This is a genomic window from Plantactinospora sp. KLBMP9567 (genome assembly GCF_033446045.1).
Classification (GTDB): Bacteria; Actinomycetota; Actinomycetes; order Mycobacteriales; family Micromonosporaceae; genus Plantactinospora.
The window spans coordinates 52,368-66,841 of sequence record NZ_JAWQRR010000046.1 but is presented as its reverse complement, the minus strand read 5'-3'; the positions used below and the strand labels follow the sequence as shown (position 1 = coordinate 66,841).

General features: G+C 73.6%; 13 protein-coding genes. 3 read left to right on the top strand and 10 right to left on the bottom strand.

Translation table 11 applies throughout. From position 1 onward, the window contains the following. Positions 1–14: 14 nt before the first annotated feature. The 8 genes from R6Y94_RS34945 to R6Y94_RS34910 form a co-directional block, all read right to left on the bottom strand. Positions 15–1,967: an SUMF1/EgtB/PvdO family nonheme iron enzyme gene (locus tag R6Y94_RS34945; protein ID WP_318400682.1), complete on the bottom strand. Its 1,953-nt coding sequence runs from the start codon at positions 1,965–1,967 to the stop codon at positions 15–17. Next, the gene (locus R6Y94_RS34940) at positions 1,964–2,920 is read right to left on the bottom strand and encodes a ribokinase (protein WP_318400681.1); all 957 of its coding nucleotides are present in this window, start codon (positions 2,918–2,920) and stop codon (positions 1,964–1,966) included. The genes R6Y94_RS34945 and R6Y94_RS34940 overlap by 4 nt, the downstream gene beginning before the upstream one ends. Positions 2,921–3,020: 100 nt before the next feature. Beyond that, complete coding sequence (locus tag R6Y94_RS34935; RefSeq protein WP_318400679.1) at positions 3,021–4,388, bottom strand: ADP-ribosylglycohydrolase family protein; 1,368 nt, start codon at positions 4,386–4,388, stop codon at positions 3,021–3,023. Positions 4,389–4,488: 100 nt separating this feature from the next. Next, a complete protein-coding gene (locus R6Y94_RS34930) occupies positions 4,489–5,622 on the bottom strand; it encodes an ADP-ribosylglycohydrolase family protein (protein ID WP_318400677.1) in 1,134 nt (377 codons plus the stop codon). Between the two features lie 2 nt (positions 5,623–5,624). Beyond that, positions 5,625–6,917 carry a sugar ABC transporter substrate-binding protein gene (locus tag R6Y94_RS34925; RefSeq protein ID WP_318400675.1) on the bottom strand — a complete coding sequence of 431 codons (1,293 nt, stop codon included), beginning with the start codon at positions 6,915–6,917 and terminating at the stop codon, positions 5,625–5,627. A 43-nt stretch (positions 6,918–6,960) separates the two neighbouring features. Next, positions 6,961–7,824, bottom strand: coding sequence for a carbohydrate ABC transporter permease (locus R6Y94_RS34920; RefSeq protein ID WP_318400673.1), 864 nt, complete (start codon positions 7,822–7,824; stop codon positions 6,961–6,963). 2 nt (positions 7,825–7,826) lie between these two features. Next, positions 7,827–8,762, bottom strand: a complete 936-nt coding sequence (locus R6Y94_RS34915; protein ID WP_318400671.1) for a sugar ABC transporter permease — start codon at positions 8,760–8,762, stop codon at positions 7,827–7,829. Continuing rightward, the gene (locus R6Y94_RS34910; RefSeq protein WP_318400669.1) at positions 8,759–9,889 is read right to left on the bottom strand and encodes a LacI family DNA-binding transcriptional regulator; all 1,131 of its coding nucleotides are present in this window, start codon (positions 9,887–9,889) and stop codon (positions 8,759–8,761) included. The genes R6Y94_RS34915 and R6Y94_RS34910 overlap by 4 nt, the downstream gene beginning before the upstream one ends. A 240-nt stretch (positions 9,890–10,129) precedes the next feature. Between R6Y94_RS34910 and R6Y94_RS34905 the strand changes: the two genes are divergently transcribed. Further along, positions 10,130–10,504 carry a YciI family protein gene (locus R6Y94_RS34905; protein ID WP_318400667.1) on the top strand — a complete coding sequence of 125 codons (375 nt, stop codon included), beginning with the start codon at positions 10,130–10,132 and terminating at the stop codon, positions 10,502–10,504. A 115-nt stretch (positions 10,505–10,619) separates the two neighbouring features. Further along, positions 10,620–11,837 (top strand): RNA polymerase sigma factor, encoded by a 1,218-nt coding sequence (locus R6Y94_RS34900; RefSeq protein WP_318400666.1) that lies wholly within the window; start codon positions 10,620–10,622, stop codon positions 11,835–11,837. Positions 11,838–11,895: 58 nt separating this feature from the next. Here R6Y94_RS34900 and R6Y94_RS34895 read toward each other — a convergent pair whose 3' ends face one another. Together R6Y94_RS34895 and R6Y94_RS34890 are read right to left on the bottom strand one after the other, a co-directional pair. Continuing rightward, positions 11,896–12,315, bottom strand: coding sequence for a YccF domain-containing protein (locus R6Y94_RS34895; protein ID WP_318400664.1), 420 nt, complete (start codon positions 12,313–12,315; stop codon positions 11,896–11,898). A 76-nt stretch (positions 12,316–12,391) separates the two neighbouring features. Further along, positions 12,392–13,291 (bottom strand): ribokinase, encoded by a 900-nt coding sequence (locus R6Y94_RS34890; RefSeq protein WP_318400662.1) that lies wholly within the window; start codon positions 13,289–13,291, stop codon positions 12,392–12,394. Positions 13,292–13,368: 77 nt separating this feature from the next. Between R6Y94_RS34890 and R6Y94_RS34885 the strand changes: the two genes are divergently transcribed. Continuing rightward, positions 13,369–14,364: an LLM class flavin-dependent oxidoreductase gene (locus R6Y94_RS34885; RefSeq protein WP_318400660.1), complete on the top strand. Its 996-nt coding sequence runs from the start codon at positions 13,369–13,371 to the stop codon at positions 14,362–14,364. The last annotated feature ends 110 nt before the right edge of the window (positions 14,365–14,474 follow it).

Genomic DNA, 14,474 nt, shown 5'->3' with positions numbered 1-14,474 from the left:
CTGAAAATCGGCGGTCACAGGTCGACTGCGCAGCGGAAGCCGACCGACTCCGAACGGGTCAGTCCGGCACCCAGGGTCAGCAGCTTCACCGACACCCCCGGAGGTTGCGGGCCGCCGTCGAGATACCAGTCCGAGCCGTCGGCCCGGTACGACACGCCGCCCTTGAGGATCACGAACCGGGTGCGCCCGTCGGTGTGCTCGCTCTCGGTCAGGTTCCACACCAGTGGCGCGGCCCGGCGCAGCAGTCCCAGCTCGGCGGCGACCTGCCACTCGTCCTCGGTCGGCAGCCGCGACCCGGCCCAGGCCGCGTACGCCCGGGCGTCGGCCAGCTCCACGTGGGTGGCCGGCCCGTCGGCCGGTCCCGGCAGCCCGCCGTCCGCCCACGGCCAGCGCTCCGGCCGGACCGGGCGGTAGCCGGTGGCCCGGACGAACTCGGCGTACTCGGCGTTGCTCACCTCGCGCTCGCCGATCGCGAATCGTCCGAACCGGACGGTGCGGTGCAGGGTAACCGGCTGGTGCAGCCGGGGTGGCAGCGGCTTCCACTCGTCGACGTACGGCGCCTCGCCGTACAGCCCGGTCTCGCGCTGCCGGTGCCGGACCAGCAACTCCCGCCGCCCGCCGTCGACCGCCCGCATCCCGTCCGGTACGTCGTCGCGGCGCACCACCGGCGCGGCCCGGCGGACCGCCGAGCGGGCCGGGAAGCTCGGGTCACCTTCGGCGGGGGCGTGCCGGGGCAGGGTCAGCGCCTCGACCGTGCCGAGCACGGCGGCGATCCCGCCAGCCGGCAGCGCCCCGCCGATCGCCACCCGACCGGGGCCGGCCGGGGTGGCAGCCAGCTCGGCGCCGGTGGTCAGCTCGTACCAGCGGTGGCCGGGACGCTCCTCGGTGACCAGCCACGGCCCGTCGTACGCTCCGCCCCGGTTGACGACCGTCCACAACGGAGTGCCGTCGTGCAGCCAGCGGGAGGCGTAGATCTCGGTCCCGGCGACGTGGTCGGCGAGCGGGGTCCAGTCCTCGGCGCGCAGCCAGGCGGCGTGACTCCGCTGCACCCGCCGCATCGCCGCCAGCACCGCCCGGTCCCGCTCGTTCCAGCCGACCCAGACCCCGAAGACGCTTTCCCAGACCAGCACCCCGACCCCGTTGAGCCAGGCCGAGTGCAGTTCGTCGAGGTGGCTGCGGTGCCAGCGCCGGGTGTGGTGCAGCAGGTGCCGCCGCTCGAACCACTTGGCCCGGAGTACGCCCGGCACCGGCGAGTCGGCGAACCACTGCGCCCAGGACATCGCGTGGTCGGCGACCCGGGCCAACGGCACCCGCGACTCCCCCTCCAGCACGATGCCCGGCCGGGCCGCGTCCAGGGTCTTCCGCAGCTCGCCCGCGCCCTCCTTGAGGGTGTCCAGGAAGACCCCGTCCACACCGAGCCAGCCGACCAGCGCGGCCACCTCGTCCGGGTCGGTGCGCTGGGGCCGGCGGGTGCCGACGTCCCACGGGTTGTAGTCGACGAAGACCCGTACGCCGCGCGCCTGGAAGGCCCGGACCACCTCGGGCAGCTCCGGCACCTGCCGGTAGAAGTCGAACTGGTTGCGGTCGTCCAGCCCGATCACCGGGTACGCGTGCCAGAGCACCACCCCGTCGAAGCCGCCGAAGTCGCGTTCCGCGCCATCGAGGAAACTGTCGACGGTGAAGACGCCGCGTTCGGCGTCGTAGAGCGACTCGTCCCAGAGCCAGGCCAGGCAGACGGTGAAGCAGTCCCCGGCGATCTCGGCGTAGTGCCCGCCGTCGTAGCCGAGCCGGGCCCGCGCCTCGGTCCGCCAGCGGGTCAGCCGGTCCCGCCAGGCCGGCCAGTCCGCCGGGTCGTCCGGGGCGGCGAAGATCTTCGCCTCGTCCAGCACCGACAGGTCGGCACCGGCCGCCAGCGGCACCGCCGTGGGCAGGTCGATCGGCCTCGGCAGATAGGGGTTGAACGTCATACCGGCTCCGGATAGCTCTGTGCGTAGAGGGCGTCGATCTCGTCCCGGGTGGGCAGCGCGGTGGAGGCGCCGGGCCGCCGCGCGCAGGCGGCGCCCGCCGCGCAGGCCCAGCGCAGCGCCGCCGTCACCGCCGCCGGCTCGACCGGCCCGCGCCGCTGTGCCCAGGCCACCGCCAGCGCCCCGGTGAACGCGTCCCCGGCGGCGGTGGTGTCCACCGCGTCGATCGTCGGCGCCTCGACCGCGAGCCGCAGGCCGAGCCGGTCGGCGTAACACGCGCCCCGGGCACCGAGGGTCAGCACCACCCGGGGGACCAGGTGCAGCAGGGCGTCCAGCAGGGCGTCGAGGCCGGTCTCGGCGGGAAGGCCGGCCACCATCGCCGCCTCGACCTGGTTGACCACCAGCACGTCCACCACGTCGAGCAGCTCCACCGGCAACTGCCGGGCCGGTGCGGCGTTCAGCACCACCGTGGTACCGGCGGTCCGGCCCCACCCGGCGGCCCGGGTCACCGCCGGCAGCGGCACCTCCAACTGGCACAGCAGGACGTCCGCCGCCGCCACCACCGCCTGGTCGTCGGCATCCAGGCTGGTCAGTTCGGCGTTCGCGCCCGGGGCCACCACGATCAGGTTCTCGGCGCCGGCGTCCACCGCGATCAGCGCCACCCCGGACGGCCCCGGCACGGTACGCAACCGGCGCAGGTCCACCCCCGCCTCGGCCAGGTTGGCCCGGAGCTGGTCGGCGAAGCCGTCCTGCCCGACCGCGCCGACGAAGTCGCACCTGGCCCCGGCCCTGGCCGCCGCCACCGCCTGGTTGGCCCCCTTGCCGCCGGGGATGGTCCGCAGCGCGTCGCCGAGCACCGTCTCGCCGGGCCTGGGCAGCGTCGGCGTCGACACCACCAGGTCCAGGTTGGCGCTGCCGACCACCACCACCCGGACCTCGCCGGATCCGCCCGTCATGCCGGCCCACCTTCTCGCGACTGCCGGGCTCGCGGCACCCGCTCGCACCTCGCGCTCACGATTCCTCCCCGCCCGCGCTCACGATCCCTCCCGCCCGCGCTCACGATCCCTCCCCGCCCCGGACCAGCCGCCGGGTCCGCTCGGCCAGCTCGGCGAACTCCACGCCGTCGAAGCCGGCGATGCTACTGCGCAGCCGGCCGCGCAGCGGTCCGGTCCACTCGGCCGGCAGTCCGGCGGCACCGGTCAGCGCCCCGGTCACCGAGCCGACCGTCGCCCCGGTGGAGTCGGTGTCCCAACCACCGCTGACCACCGCGCAGATCGACCGGGCCAGGTCGCCCCGGCCGTACGCCAGCGCCGCCGCCACCAGGGCGGCGTTGTTGCGTACGTGCACCCAGTGCAGGTGGCCGTGCCGGGCGTAGAGGGTGTCGAGCACCGACTCCCAGTCGGTCGAGCCGGCCGCCGCCTCGGCACCGAGCGCCCGGGCCTCGCGTACCGCCGCCGCGAACCGGCTGCCCGGCGGCAACACCGACTCGCCCGCGTCGAGTACGGCGTCCACGTCGGAGGCCACCACGGCGGCCGAGGTCATCGCCGCCACCCAGAGCGCACCGTGCACCCCGCCCCGGAGGTGGCTGACGACCGCGTCCCGGTGCGCCAGCTCGGCCGCCAGGTCCGCCCGGCCCGGGTGCACCCAGCCGTACACGTCGGTGCGGATCTGGGCGCCGATCCACTCCCGGAACGGGTTGTGCCGCAGCGCCGTCGCCGGTGGGGACAGCCCGAGCAGCAGGTTCCGGTACGCCACCCGCTCGGCGGTGAAGACCCGTCCCCCGGGCAGCCAGTCCAGCCACGCCTGGGCCACGTCGGCGCTGGTGAACTCCCGGCCGTGCGTCTCCAGCACCCGCAACGCCAGCAGCGCGAAGTTGAGGTCGTCGTCCTCCGGCATCCCGTCGATGTTCTCGGCCAGGCTGGTCGGCGCGCTGCGCCGGTTCCACGGCCACCGGGCCGCCACCTCGGCCGGCAAGCCGACCCCGGTGAAGTAGCCGGCCAGCGGCCACCGCCCGGTCGCGGTCAGGATCTCCCGGATGCCCTGCCGGGGGATCTTCTCCACCGGCTTGCCGAGCAGGCAGCCGACCGCCCGGCCCAGCCAGCCGCCGTGCACCCGGTCCGGCTCCGGCGCCCCGGTCGGCAGCCCGTACCCCGTCGGCCAGCTCGCCCGGATCGCGGCCAGCTCGGTCGGCTCGGCCGCCGACCCGGCCGGCGGCAGCGCGTCGCACTCGTCGAGCAGTTCCGCCGCCAGCGCCCGCAACCGGGGACCGGCCGGCTCCGGGGACGCCCCGCTGGCCGGCGGCAGTACGGACCCGCCGGCCGCCACCCAACGCCGCGCGATCGCCGCGACGTCCCGCCCCTCGTCGGCGCTGGCCGCCAGCTCGTGCGGCAGCAGGTCCTCCGGCTGCACCCAGGTGAGCCTCATCGGCACACCCCGGCAGCACAGCACCCGCCGGCCGCAGGGCACGCCCCGGCCGCGCGGCAGTCCTCGGCGGCGCGGAGGTTCGGCTGCGACGGCAGGCCGGTCACGACAGCCCCGCGAACCGCTCGGCGCGCCGGGTGAACCGCTCCCGGTCCAGCGCGAAGACCTCCGCCGCCACCTCGCCCAGTTCCTTCGCCGGACCGACCAGGTCGGTCCGGGACGCCTCGGCGACCGTCGCCGACCACTCGGCCGGGACCGCCGCCGCCCCGCCGAGTGCCCCGGCGATCGCCCCGGCCATCGTCGCGGTCGAGTCGGCGTCCCTGCCATAGTTGACCGCGCCGAGCACCGCCTCCGACAGCTTCCCCCGGGCCACCACGAGCATGCCGAGGGCCACCGGCAACTCCTCGATGGAGTGCAGCCGGCTGGGCCGCCGCGCCCCCAGCCCCGGATTGCGGTACTCCTCGCCCACCGTGTCGTACGGGGCGACGGCGGCGCGCAGCGGTGCGATGGCGTCACGCCAGTCGGCGTACCCCTCGGCCTCCTTGACCACGGCGGCGATCGCCGCGCGGGTGCCGTCCCGGGCCAGGTCGAGCACGGCGGCCAGCACGTCGTCGACGCCCGCGCCGGGGGCCATCGCCGCGGCCACCGCCGCGGCCAGCGCCGCCGCCGCCTCCCGGCCGTAGCTGTGCTGGTGCGCCCCGGCGATCTCCACCGCCTCGGCGTACGCGCCGACCGGGTCGCCCGCGTTCACGATCCCCACCGGGGCCATGTACATCGCGGCACCGCAGTTGACGATGTTGCCGACACCGCCCTCCCGGGGGTCGGCGTGCGCGTGGTGCAAGCGGGTGACCAGCCACCGCTCGGCGGCGGCGAGGCGGTGGAAGGTCACCCCCTCCCGCTCCAGGTCCGGGATGTAGACCACCCGCTCGAGCAGGTCGGGCACGAGCAGCTCCACCACGTCGTACGCGTCGAGGTGGTCGCGCTTGTTCGCGTACGCCCGCACCAGCGCGTGGGTCATCAACGTGTCGTCGGTGATGTGCCCGTCGCCCTTGTGGTACGGCGCCAGTGGCCGCGCGGTGGCCCAGTCGGCGTGGAACGGCGGGGCGACGCCCCGCACCCAGCCGCCGTACCGGGCCCGGATCTGCTCGGGCAGCGCCGTTTCCGTGGCTCCGCCGAGGGCATCACCCACCGCGGCGCCGACCAGGCAGCCGACCGACTTGTCGAGCAAGTGTTCCATGGTTACCTCAGGACCTGCTTCCCACCGTCGACGAGCTGCGTACCGAGCTGGTCGAGCGTGATCTTGTTGGCAAAGTACTGCTGGAGGGCCGGGGTGGCGTACTTCAGCTTCCACTCCGGGTAGCCGTCGACCATCTGGAACGGCGCCACGGTCAGGTCCCTGGCGCTGTCCGCCGCGACGTCCCAGCCCTGCTTGCCGCCGGTCACCTTGACCAGTTCCTCGTTCGCCTGCTTACCGGTCGGCACCAGCCAGTCGCCCTTGGCCAACGCGGCCATGTTGGTCGGGTTGAGGAAGTACTCCAGGAACTGCGCCGCCTGCTTCTGGTGCTCCGAGTCGGCCGCGACCGAGAGGGTCTGCGGGTTGGCGGCCTGGTTGGCGGAGATGCCCTTCACCGGCGGGATCGTCACCCACTCGAAGCCGGCCGGCGCCTGCTCGACCATCTGCTGGCGCAGCGAGACCGAGCCGGGAATCATCGCGTACTTGCCGGCGAAGAAGCCGGGCAGGGTGTCGGCGCCGCTCATCCCCAGCGCCTCCGGCGAGGCGGTCTTGCTGGTGTAGAGCATGTCGTGGATCCGCCTCGGCACCTCCTTCTCGGCGTCCCCGATCCGCACCTCGGTCTTGCCGCCGTCGGTGTAGAAGTACTTGCCGTCGAAGTTGAGCGCCAGGTTCAGCACCCGGTTGGTCGGCGACTTCAGCGCCCAGGCGACGCCGTACCTGCCGGGGCCGGTCAGCTTCTGCGCGTTGGCCTGGAACTCGTCCCAGGTCCAGCCGCCGTCGGCGGGCGGCACCGCGACGCCGGCCGCGTCCAGCAGCTTCTTGTTGGCGATCACGACCTGCGACTCCAGCAGGAACGGCACGCCGGTGACCTTGCCGTCGAAGGTCGCGGTGTCCCAGATCCCCTTGTCGATCTGGCCCTTGAAGTCGTCGGAGAGCAGGCCTGCGAGGTCGGCCAGGTAGCCCTGCTTGCTGAACTCGCCGATCGACGCCGCCTCGTAGTGCACGATGTCCGGGGCGTCGCCGCCCTCGAAGGCGGTCAGCAACTGGTCGTGTACCGAATTCCAGTCACCCTGGACGTACTCGACCTGGATGTCCGGGTGGTCGGCGTTCCACTTGGCGACCAGGTCCTTGTTGGCCTGGAGCGACTCCTTCTGCCAGGCCAGGCTGAGAAATCGCAGCTTGACCGGACCGGAACTCTCGTCGTCTCCGCTCCCGCCGCCGCACGCGGCGAGCGCACCCAGTCCGACGACGCCCGCCAGCGCGGCGGCGGCGAGTCGTCGGGAAACTCTGTCGAGCACGGGGGATACCTCCTGTTGCTGGTTGTGGTGGGGGTGTGTGTAGCTATCCCTTGACAGCGCCCGCGAGCGACCCGGAGGCCAGCCGGCGCTGCATGACGGCGAAGAAGACCAGGCTCGGGATGGTCGCCAGCAGCGAGCCGGCGGCCAGCGGCCCGAGCCGGGCGGTGCCCTCGATGCCGACGAACCGGGCCAGCGCGACCGGCAGGGTCGCCAGCTCCGGAGTCTTGATCAGCACCAGGGCGAAGAAGAACTCGTTCCAGGCGGAGATGAACGCGAACAGCGCGGTGGCGACCAGGCCGGGGGTGAGCAACGGGAAGATCACCCGGCGCAGCGTCTGTATCCGGTTGGCGCCGTCGACCGAGGCCGCCTCCTCCAGCTCGCGCGGGATGTTGCGGACGAAGCCCTGGAGCATCCAGAGCGCGAACGGCAGCGCCCAGACCACGTAGATCAGCACCAGCCCGGCGTGCGTGTTGGCCAGCCCGGCCTGCCGGAGTACCAGGAAGATCGGGATGATCAGCAGCACGAAGGGGAAGAGCTGGGAGAGGAGTACCCAGCCCAGCGCGACCGTGCCCAGCCGGGTCCGGAAGCGCGCCAGCGCGTACGACGCCGGGGTCGCGATCAGCACGGTGAGCAGTGCCGAGGCGAGCGACACCTGGATGCTGTTCCAGGCCGCCCGGCCGAGGTCCTGCTCGGTGAACGCCTGCACGAAGTTGGCCAGCGTCGGGCTCTCCGGTATCAGCGTCGGGTGCAGTTTGACCAGCTCACGGGGCGGCTTGAACGAGGTGGAGAGCAGCCACACCAGCGGGAACGCCAGGAAGACCAGGTACGCCGAGAGGGCCAGGTACTGCAGTCCCCGGCCGACCCGGCTGCGGCGCCCGGGCCTGCGCGTCACGTCGGTCCGCGCCATCGTCAGTTCGCCTCCCGTAGCCGGCGACGCAGGTACACCGCGAGCAACGCCACGACGATCACCACCATCACGTTGCCGAGCGCCGCCGCGTAGCCGTAGTTGCCGTACCGGAACGCCTCCTCGTAGGCGAAGAGCATCGGCAGCATGGTGCGGCCGCCCGGCCCACCGGCGGTCAGCACGTAGACCAGCCCGAACGAGTTGAAGTTCCAGATGAAGTCCAGCGAGGTGATCGCCACGATCACCGGCATCAGCGAGGGGAGCGTGACGCTGCGGAACCGCTGCCACGCGCTGGCCCCGTCCATCGCCGCCGCCTCGTGCAGCTCGCGCGGCACCCCCTGCAAACCCGCCAGGAGTACGACGGTGGTCTGCGGCATGCCGGCCCAGACCCCGACGAGGATCACCGCCGGCAGGGCGGTGTTGAAGTCGCCGAGCCAGGTGGTGCGGAGCCCGTCCGCGCCGATCCGGTGCAGGAACTCGTTGAGCAGGCCGGCGTCCGGGTGGTAGACCAGCCGCCACAGGATGCCGACCACCACCGGTGGCATCGCCCAGGGCACCACGGCGAGCACCCGGGCCACGCCCCGGAACCGCAGCCGCTGGTCGAGCAGCAGTGCCAGCCCGAGGGCGAGCAGGAACTGGAGCACCGTCACCGCGAACGCCCAGAGCAGGCCGATCCGGAAGGAACTCCAGAACAGGCTGTCGCCGAGCAGTTCCCGGTAGTTCGCCAGGCCGGTGAAGCTGACCTCGACGTTCCGGCCGGCCCGGGCGTCGGTGAAGCCGAGGTAGATGCCGCGCAACAGCGGGAACACCGACAGCACCAGTACCGGCAGCAGGGACGGGAGCAGCAGTAGGTAGACGGTGGTCCGGTCGGAGCGGCGGCGCCGGGAGCGGTCCCCCCGCCCGGTCCGGTCGACGTCGGGTCGTTCGGCCAGCGTGGTCACGAGGTCACCCCCAGGGCGCCGTCGGCCGGGGCCGCCGGAGGTCGGCTCGCCGGGCCGCTCGGTGGCCGCCGGGTCGGTGGCGGACCGCTTCGGGTGGGCCGGCCGACGGCGCTGGAGGCGCGTACCGCCAGGCTCGGCGCGACGTGTTCGCGCCGGGGCGGCAGGTCGGGGTCGGCGATCCGCTCCAGCAGAAGTTCGGCCGCCCGACGTCCCCGGTCGGCGGAGCCCAGCGAGACGCTGGAGAGCTGCGGAAACGCCATCTGCGCCAGCTCGGTGTCGTCCATGCCGACCAGCGCCACGTCCTCGGGTACCCGGCGCCCCTCGGTGAGCAGCGCGTGCAGGGCACCGACCGCGATCAGGTCGTTGGCGCAGAGCAGCGCGTCGGGCTCGGCCCGGGCGAACAGCCGGGCGGCGGCGTCCCGGCCGGCAGCGTACTGGAAGTCGCCGACCTCGATCAGCCGCTCGTCGACCGGGATGCCGTGGCTGGCCAGCGCGGCGCGGAAGCCGGCGTCCCGGGCCGCGCCCGGCACCGTGTCCAGCGGGCCGTTGACGAAGCCGATCCGCTGCCGGCCGGCCGCGACCAGGTGATCGACGGCGAGCGCCACACCGGCCCGGGAGTCGGTCCGGACGTTGTCCACCGGTGCGTCGTCGGGCAACTGTCCGACCACGACGACCGGTACCGGGCTGACCACGATCGCGTCGAGGTGGCGGTCGGTGATCCGGATCGGCGACATGATCATGCCGTCCACGTACCGGTTGGCCAGCCGGCGCAGCAGGTCGGTCTCGCTGTCGATCTCGCCGCCGGTGGCGTGCACCAGGAGTTGCCGGCCGGAGGAGGCGACGACGGCCTCGATGGCCCGCATCATCGCCACGTAGACCGGGTTGCCGATGTCGGCGACGGCGAGTGCGACCAGGCCGGTGCGCTGGGCCTGGAGGGACCGGGCGATGGCGTTCGGCACGTAGCCGACCTCGGCCGCCGCCTCGCGGACCCGGCGGATCGTCTCGGCGCTGCCGCCGACGCCGTTCAGGACGCGCGAGGCCGAGGCGATCGAGACGCCGGCCCGGGCGGCCACCGTGTGCACGGTCGGCCGGCCGTCGGCGGAGGGCTGTAAACGTTTACGACCCATGCACCGAACCTCCGCTCCTGACTTGTAAACGTTTCCGGGGAGTCTGCTCCGCTCCCCGCGACCCGTCAAGACTCCGTTACGAAAACGTTTCGTCCCTGCTCAGCGTGATGGCGGCCGGACGCCGCCGCCCGGGACGGCCAGATTCCTCCGGCCGGCATGTCGATCCGGCGGGCCGCCGAACGTGTAGAGGTGGAGAGGCCGCCGGTGCCGTGCCGGCGGCGGGACAGGAGGTCGCGCACCATGCAGCAGTACCTGCTCAGCATCTACCAGCCCGACGGCGAGCCGCCGGGACCGGAGATCCTGGATCCGGTCATGACGAACCTGGCGGCCCTGAACCAGGAGATGAAGGCCGCCGGAGCGTGGGTCTTCTCCGCCGGACTGCACCCGGCGAGCACCGCGACCGTGCTCCGCCCCCGCGACGGCGAGGTGCTGATGACCGACGGGCCGTACACCGAGGGGAAGGAACACCTCGGCGGGTTCACCGTGATCCGCGCCCCCGACCTCGACGCCGCACTGGAGTGGGGCGGCAAGCTGGCCCGGGCGATCGGCCTGCTGCCGATCGAGGTACGGCCACTGGCCGACGAGGCCGAGAGTTGCGACCCACCCCGTGCCTGAACCACCCGACCCGGCACCAGCACCTCACCCGGGGCGGGGTTCAGGGTCGGGCCCGACGTCCGGCCCGGAGCCCCGCCCCGGACGGGAACCGGCAACCGTCACCGACGTCGAGCGGGTGTTCCGCACCGAGTACGGCCGGGCGGTCGCCGTCCTGATCCGCGTCTTCGGCGACATCGACGTCGCCGAGGACGCGGTGCAGGACGCGTTCGCCACCGCGATCCGGAACTGGCCCACCGACGGCACACCGCCGAGCCCGGCCGGCTGGATCATCACCACCGCCCGGAACCGGGCGATCGACCGGCTCCGGCGGGAGTCCACCCTGCCGGACCGGCATGCCCAGGCCGCCCTGCTGCACGCCACCGACGAACCGGCGTCGCCCCTCGGAGGTGGATCGGACGAGGAGGGTCCCGTGCGGGACGAACGGCTACGCCTGATCTTCACCTGCTGCCATCCGGCACTCGCCCCGGCCGCCCGGGTCGCACTGACCCTGCGGCTGTTGGGCGGACTGAGCACCGCACAGATCGCGCACGCCTTCCTGGTCCCCGAACCGACCATGGCGCAGCGGCTGGTACGCGCCAAAGGCAAGATCCGGGCCGCCCGGATTCCGTACCGGGTGCCGGCCGAGGCCGACCTGCCGGACCGGCTCCAGGCCGTACTCGCCGTGCTGTACCTGGTGTTCAACGAGGGGTACACCGCCAGCTCGGGCAACCGGCTCGGCCGGCCGGACCTCGCCGTCGAGGCGATCCGGCTCGCCCGGCTGCTCGCCGACCTCATGCCCGACGAACCGGAGGTGCTGGGACTGCTCGCCCTGATGCTGCTGGTCGAGTCGCGCCGGCCGAGCCGCACCGACCCGGGCGGCGGGCTGGTACGCCTGGCCGAGCAGGACCGTACCCGCTGGGACCGGCGACTCGCGGCCGAGGGGCAGGCCCTGGTCCGGCGTTGTCTGCGGCGCGACCGGCCCGGCACGTACCAGGTCCAGGCGGCGATCAACGCGGTGCACAGCGACGCGCCGACCGCCGCCGAGACGGACTGGGGTCAGATCCTCCGGCTCTACGACCACCTGCTGGCGCTCGCCCCGAGCCCGGTCGTGGCGCTGAACCGCGCGGTCGCGGTCGCCGAGGTCGCCGGGCCGGCCCCGGCACTGGCCCTGGTCGACGACCTCGACCTCGGCACCTACCACGTCTTCCACGCCGTCCGGGCCGACCTGCTGCGCCGGCTGGGCCGCACCACCGAAGCCGCGCTCGCCTACGACGCGGCCGCCGCGCTGACCCGCAACGCGGTCGAGCAGGACTTCCTGCGCCGCAGTCGCCAGGCACTGGGCGGCACCGGCTGACTCGACCCACCGGCCCGCCTCTACGCACCGACACCCCGCCTCGGTGGGGTGTCTCGGGTCAGCTCGCCGGGGCGGGCGACGCCGACGGGCGGCGTAGGTCGTCGACCTCCACCACCTCGCGCCCGAGCGGCCAGAACGCCGCCGGGACCAGCTTGAAGTTGGCGATACCGAACGGGATTCCGATGATCGTGACGCAGAGCGCGACCCCGGCGACGATGTGCGCCAGCGCCAGCCACCAGCCGGCCAACACCACCCAGAGCAGGTTGGCCAGCCCCGAGCCGAGCCCGGCACCGGGCTTCGCCACCAGGGTCCGGCCGAACGGCCAGAGCGAGTAGTACGCCAGCCGCAGCGCGGCAACTCCGAACGGGATGGTCACGACCAGCACGAAGCAGATCAGGGCCGCGATCCCGTACCCGATGGCAAGGGCGATGCCGCTTCCGAAGATCAGCCAGAGCAGGTTGAGCACGAATCGCACCATGCCCCCATCGTGCGCCCTCGGATCAACCCAGCGCGACGTAACCGGAGCCTCAAGCCGCCGCGACGTAACCGGAGCCTCAGCCCGCCGGCACGTAGAGGGCGTCGATCTCGGCCCGCAGCGGCAGCGAGACCGAGGCACCGAGCCGGCGTGCGCAGGCGGCTCCGGCCGCGCTCGCCCAGCGCACCGCGTCGACCGGCTCCCGGCCCTCGCCCCAGGCCACCGCGAGCGCACCGGTGAAAGCGTCACCGGCCCCCGTGGAGTCGACCAGGTCCACCTTGACCGCGGGTACGTGCACGGCGGTGCCGTCGCGGTCGCCGTACCAGGCGCCGTGCCGGCCCAGGGTCAGCACCGCCCGGGGCACCATGGCGAGCAGCGCCGCCGGATCCTCCCGGCCGCACCCGGTGATCGCCCGCGCCTCGGCCTCGTTGACCACCAGCAGGTCGACGGAGTCCAGCAGCTCGACCGGTACCGGCTGGGCGGGCGCGGCGTTCAGCACCACCCGGGTACCGGCGGACCGGGCCGCCCGGGCCGCCTGGGTCACCGTGCCGACCGGAATCTCCAACTGCGCGACCAGCACGTCCGCCTCGCGCACGGCGGTCAGCTCGCTTTCGGTGAGCCCGGTGAAGGCCGAGTTGGCGGCCGGGGTGACCACGATGGTGTTCTCGCCCTCGGCATCGACGGTGACGACCGCCACTCCGGACGCGCCGTACACCACCCGGACCCGTTCGGTGTCCACCCCGGCGGCCGAGATCCGGGCCTTGAGCGTCACGCCGAACGAGTCCGAGCCGATCGCGCCGAGCAGTGCCCCGTCGGCGCCGGCCCGGGTGGCCGCGATCGCCTGGTTGGCACCCTTGCCGCCGGCCACCATCACGAAATCGGTGCCGAAGACGGTCTCACCGGGCTTCGGCAGGGCACCGGTGGTGACCACCAGGTCCATGTTGGCGCTGCCCATGACTACGACCCGCGGCCGGCTCACCGGCAGCACCTCCCGTTTCGGCGACCGCCTGAGTCTAGAACCGGCCGTTACCGGCGTCGTCTGGCAGGCTGCCAGACATGGGACAGATGCCGATCGGAGTGATGTACCGCTGTGACACCGCCCCGGAGCAACTTCCGGCGTACGCCCGGCTGGTGGAGCGGCTGGGCTACGACGAGCTGTGGGTGGTCGAGGACTGCTTCTTCGGCGGGGCGGTCTCCAGCGCCGCCGTTGCCGCAGCGGTGACCGACCGACTCAGGATCGGCATCGGCATCCTTCCGGCGGCGTTCCGCAATCCGGCGCTGGCCGCCATGGAGCTGGCCAACCTCGCCCGGCTCTTCCCCGGCCGGATCCTGCCCGGATTCGGGCACGGCATGCCGGACTGGGTCCGCCAGGTCGGTGCCGACCACCCGTCGCCGCTGGCGGTGCTCGGGGAGACCGTGGCGGCGGTACGCGCCCTGCTGGCCGGGGAGCGGGTCACCGTCGCCGGCCGGCACGCCCGGCTGCGCGAGGTGGCGCTGGAGTTCCCACCGGAGCAACCGCCCCCGATCTCGACCGGCGTACGCGCCGAGAAGTCGCTGCGGCTCTCCGGCCGAGTGGCCGACGGCACCATCCTGGCCGAGGGGGCCAGCCCGGCGTACGTGCGCTGGGCCCGGGGGTTGATCGACGAGGGGCGCCGGGCGGCCGGCCGTACCGACGACCACCGGCTCACCGTCTACGCCCACCTGGACTTCGACGAGGGCCGGGCCAGCGCCCGCCGCGAGTTCGCCGCCCAGCTCGCCGGCGGCTGGACGCTGCCACCCGCCGACGCCGACCTGGCCGACGAGATCACCGCCATGCTGGCCGGCTCGTCCGGTGCCGAGGCGCTGGCGGCGGCTCTGCCCGAGCACTACCTCGACCGGTTCACCGCGGCCGGCAGCGCCGAGCAGTGCGCGACGGCGGTGACCCGGCTCCGGGAGGCGAGCGCGGACGCGGTGGTCTTCGTCCCACCCCGCGACGCCCAGTCGGCGGTCGCCCAGATCACCCTGGCGGCCGGGACGCTGCTCCCGATGCTCCGCGCCGCCACCGCCCGCTGACACCCGCCCACCACCGATCCGCCGCCCCTCACCTGGACATCAGATGCGCTACGCGTGCGCCGTAACGCCTCTACCGTCCAGGTGAAGGGCTGGCCACCCTCGACGGCGAC

Excerpts from the sequence above, each read along its gene's own strand:
- R6Y94_RS34945 (WP_318400682.1), bottom strand. The coding sequence starts at position 1,967 with ATGACGTTCAACCCCTATCTGCCGAGGCCGATCGACCTGCCCACGGCG.
- R6Y94_RS34940 (WP_318400681.1), bottom strand. The coding sequence starts at position 2,920 with ATGACGGGCGGATCCGGCGAGGTCCGGGTGGTGGTGGTCGGCAGCGCC.
- R6Y94_RS34935 (WP_318400679.1), bottom strand. The coding sequence starts at position 4,388 with ATGAGGCTCACCTGGGTGCAGCCGGAGGACCTGCTGCCGCACGAGCTG.
- R6Y94_RS34930 (WP_318400677.1), bottom strand. The coding sequence starts at position 5,622 with ATGGAACACTTGCTCGACAAGTCGGTCGGCTGCCTGGTCGGCGCCGCG.
- R6Y94_RS34920 (WP_318400673.1), bottom strand. The coding sequence starts at position 7,824 with ATGGCGCGGACCGACGTGACGCGCAGGCCCGGGCGCCGCAGCCGGGTC.
- R6Y94_RS34910 (WP_318400669.1), bottom strand. The coding sequence starts at position 9,889 with ATGGGTCGTAAACGTTTACAGCCCTCCGCCGACGGCCGGCCGACCGTG.
- R6Y94_RS34905 (WP_318400667.1), top strand. The coding sequence starts at position 10,130 with ATGCAGCAGTACCTGCTCAGCATCTACCAGCCCGACGGCGAGCCGCCG.
- R6Y94_RS34895 (WP_318400664.1), bottom strand. The coding sequence starts at position 12,315 with ATGGTGCGATTCGTGCTCAACCTGCTCTGGCTGATCTTCGGAAGCGGC.
- R6Y94_RS34885 (WP_318400660.1), top strand. The coding sequence starts at position 13,369 with ATGGGACAGATGCCGATCGGAGTGATGTACCGCTGTGACACCGCCCCG.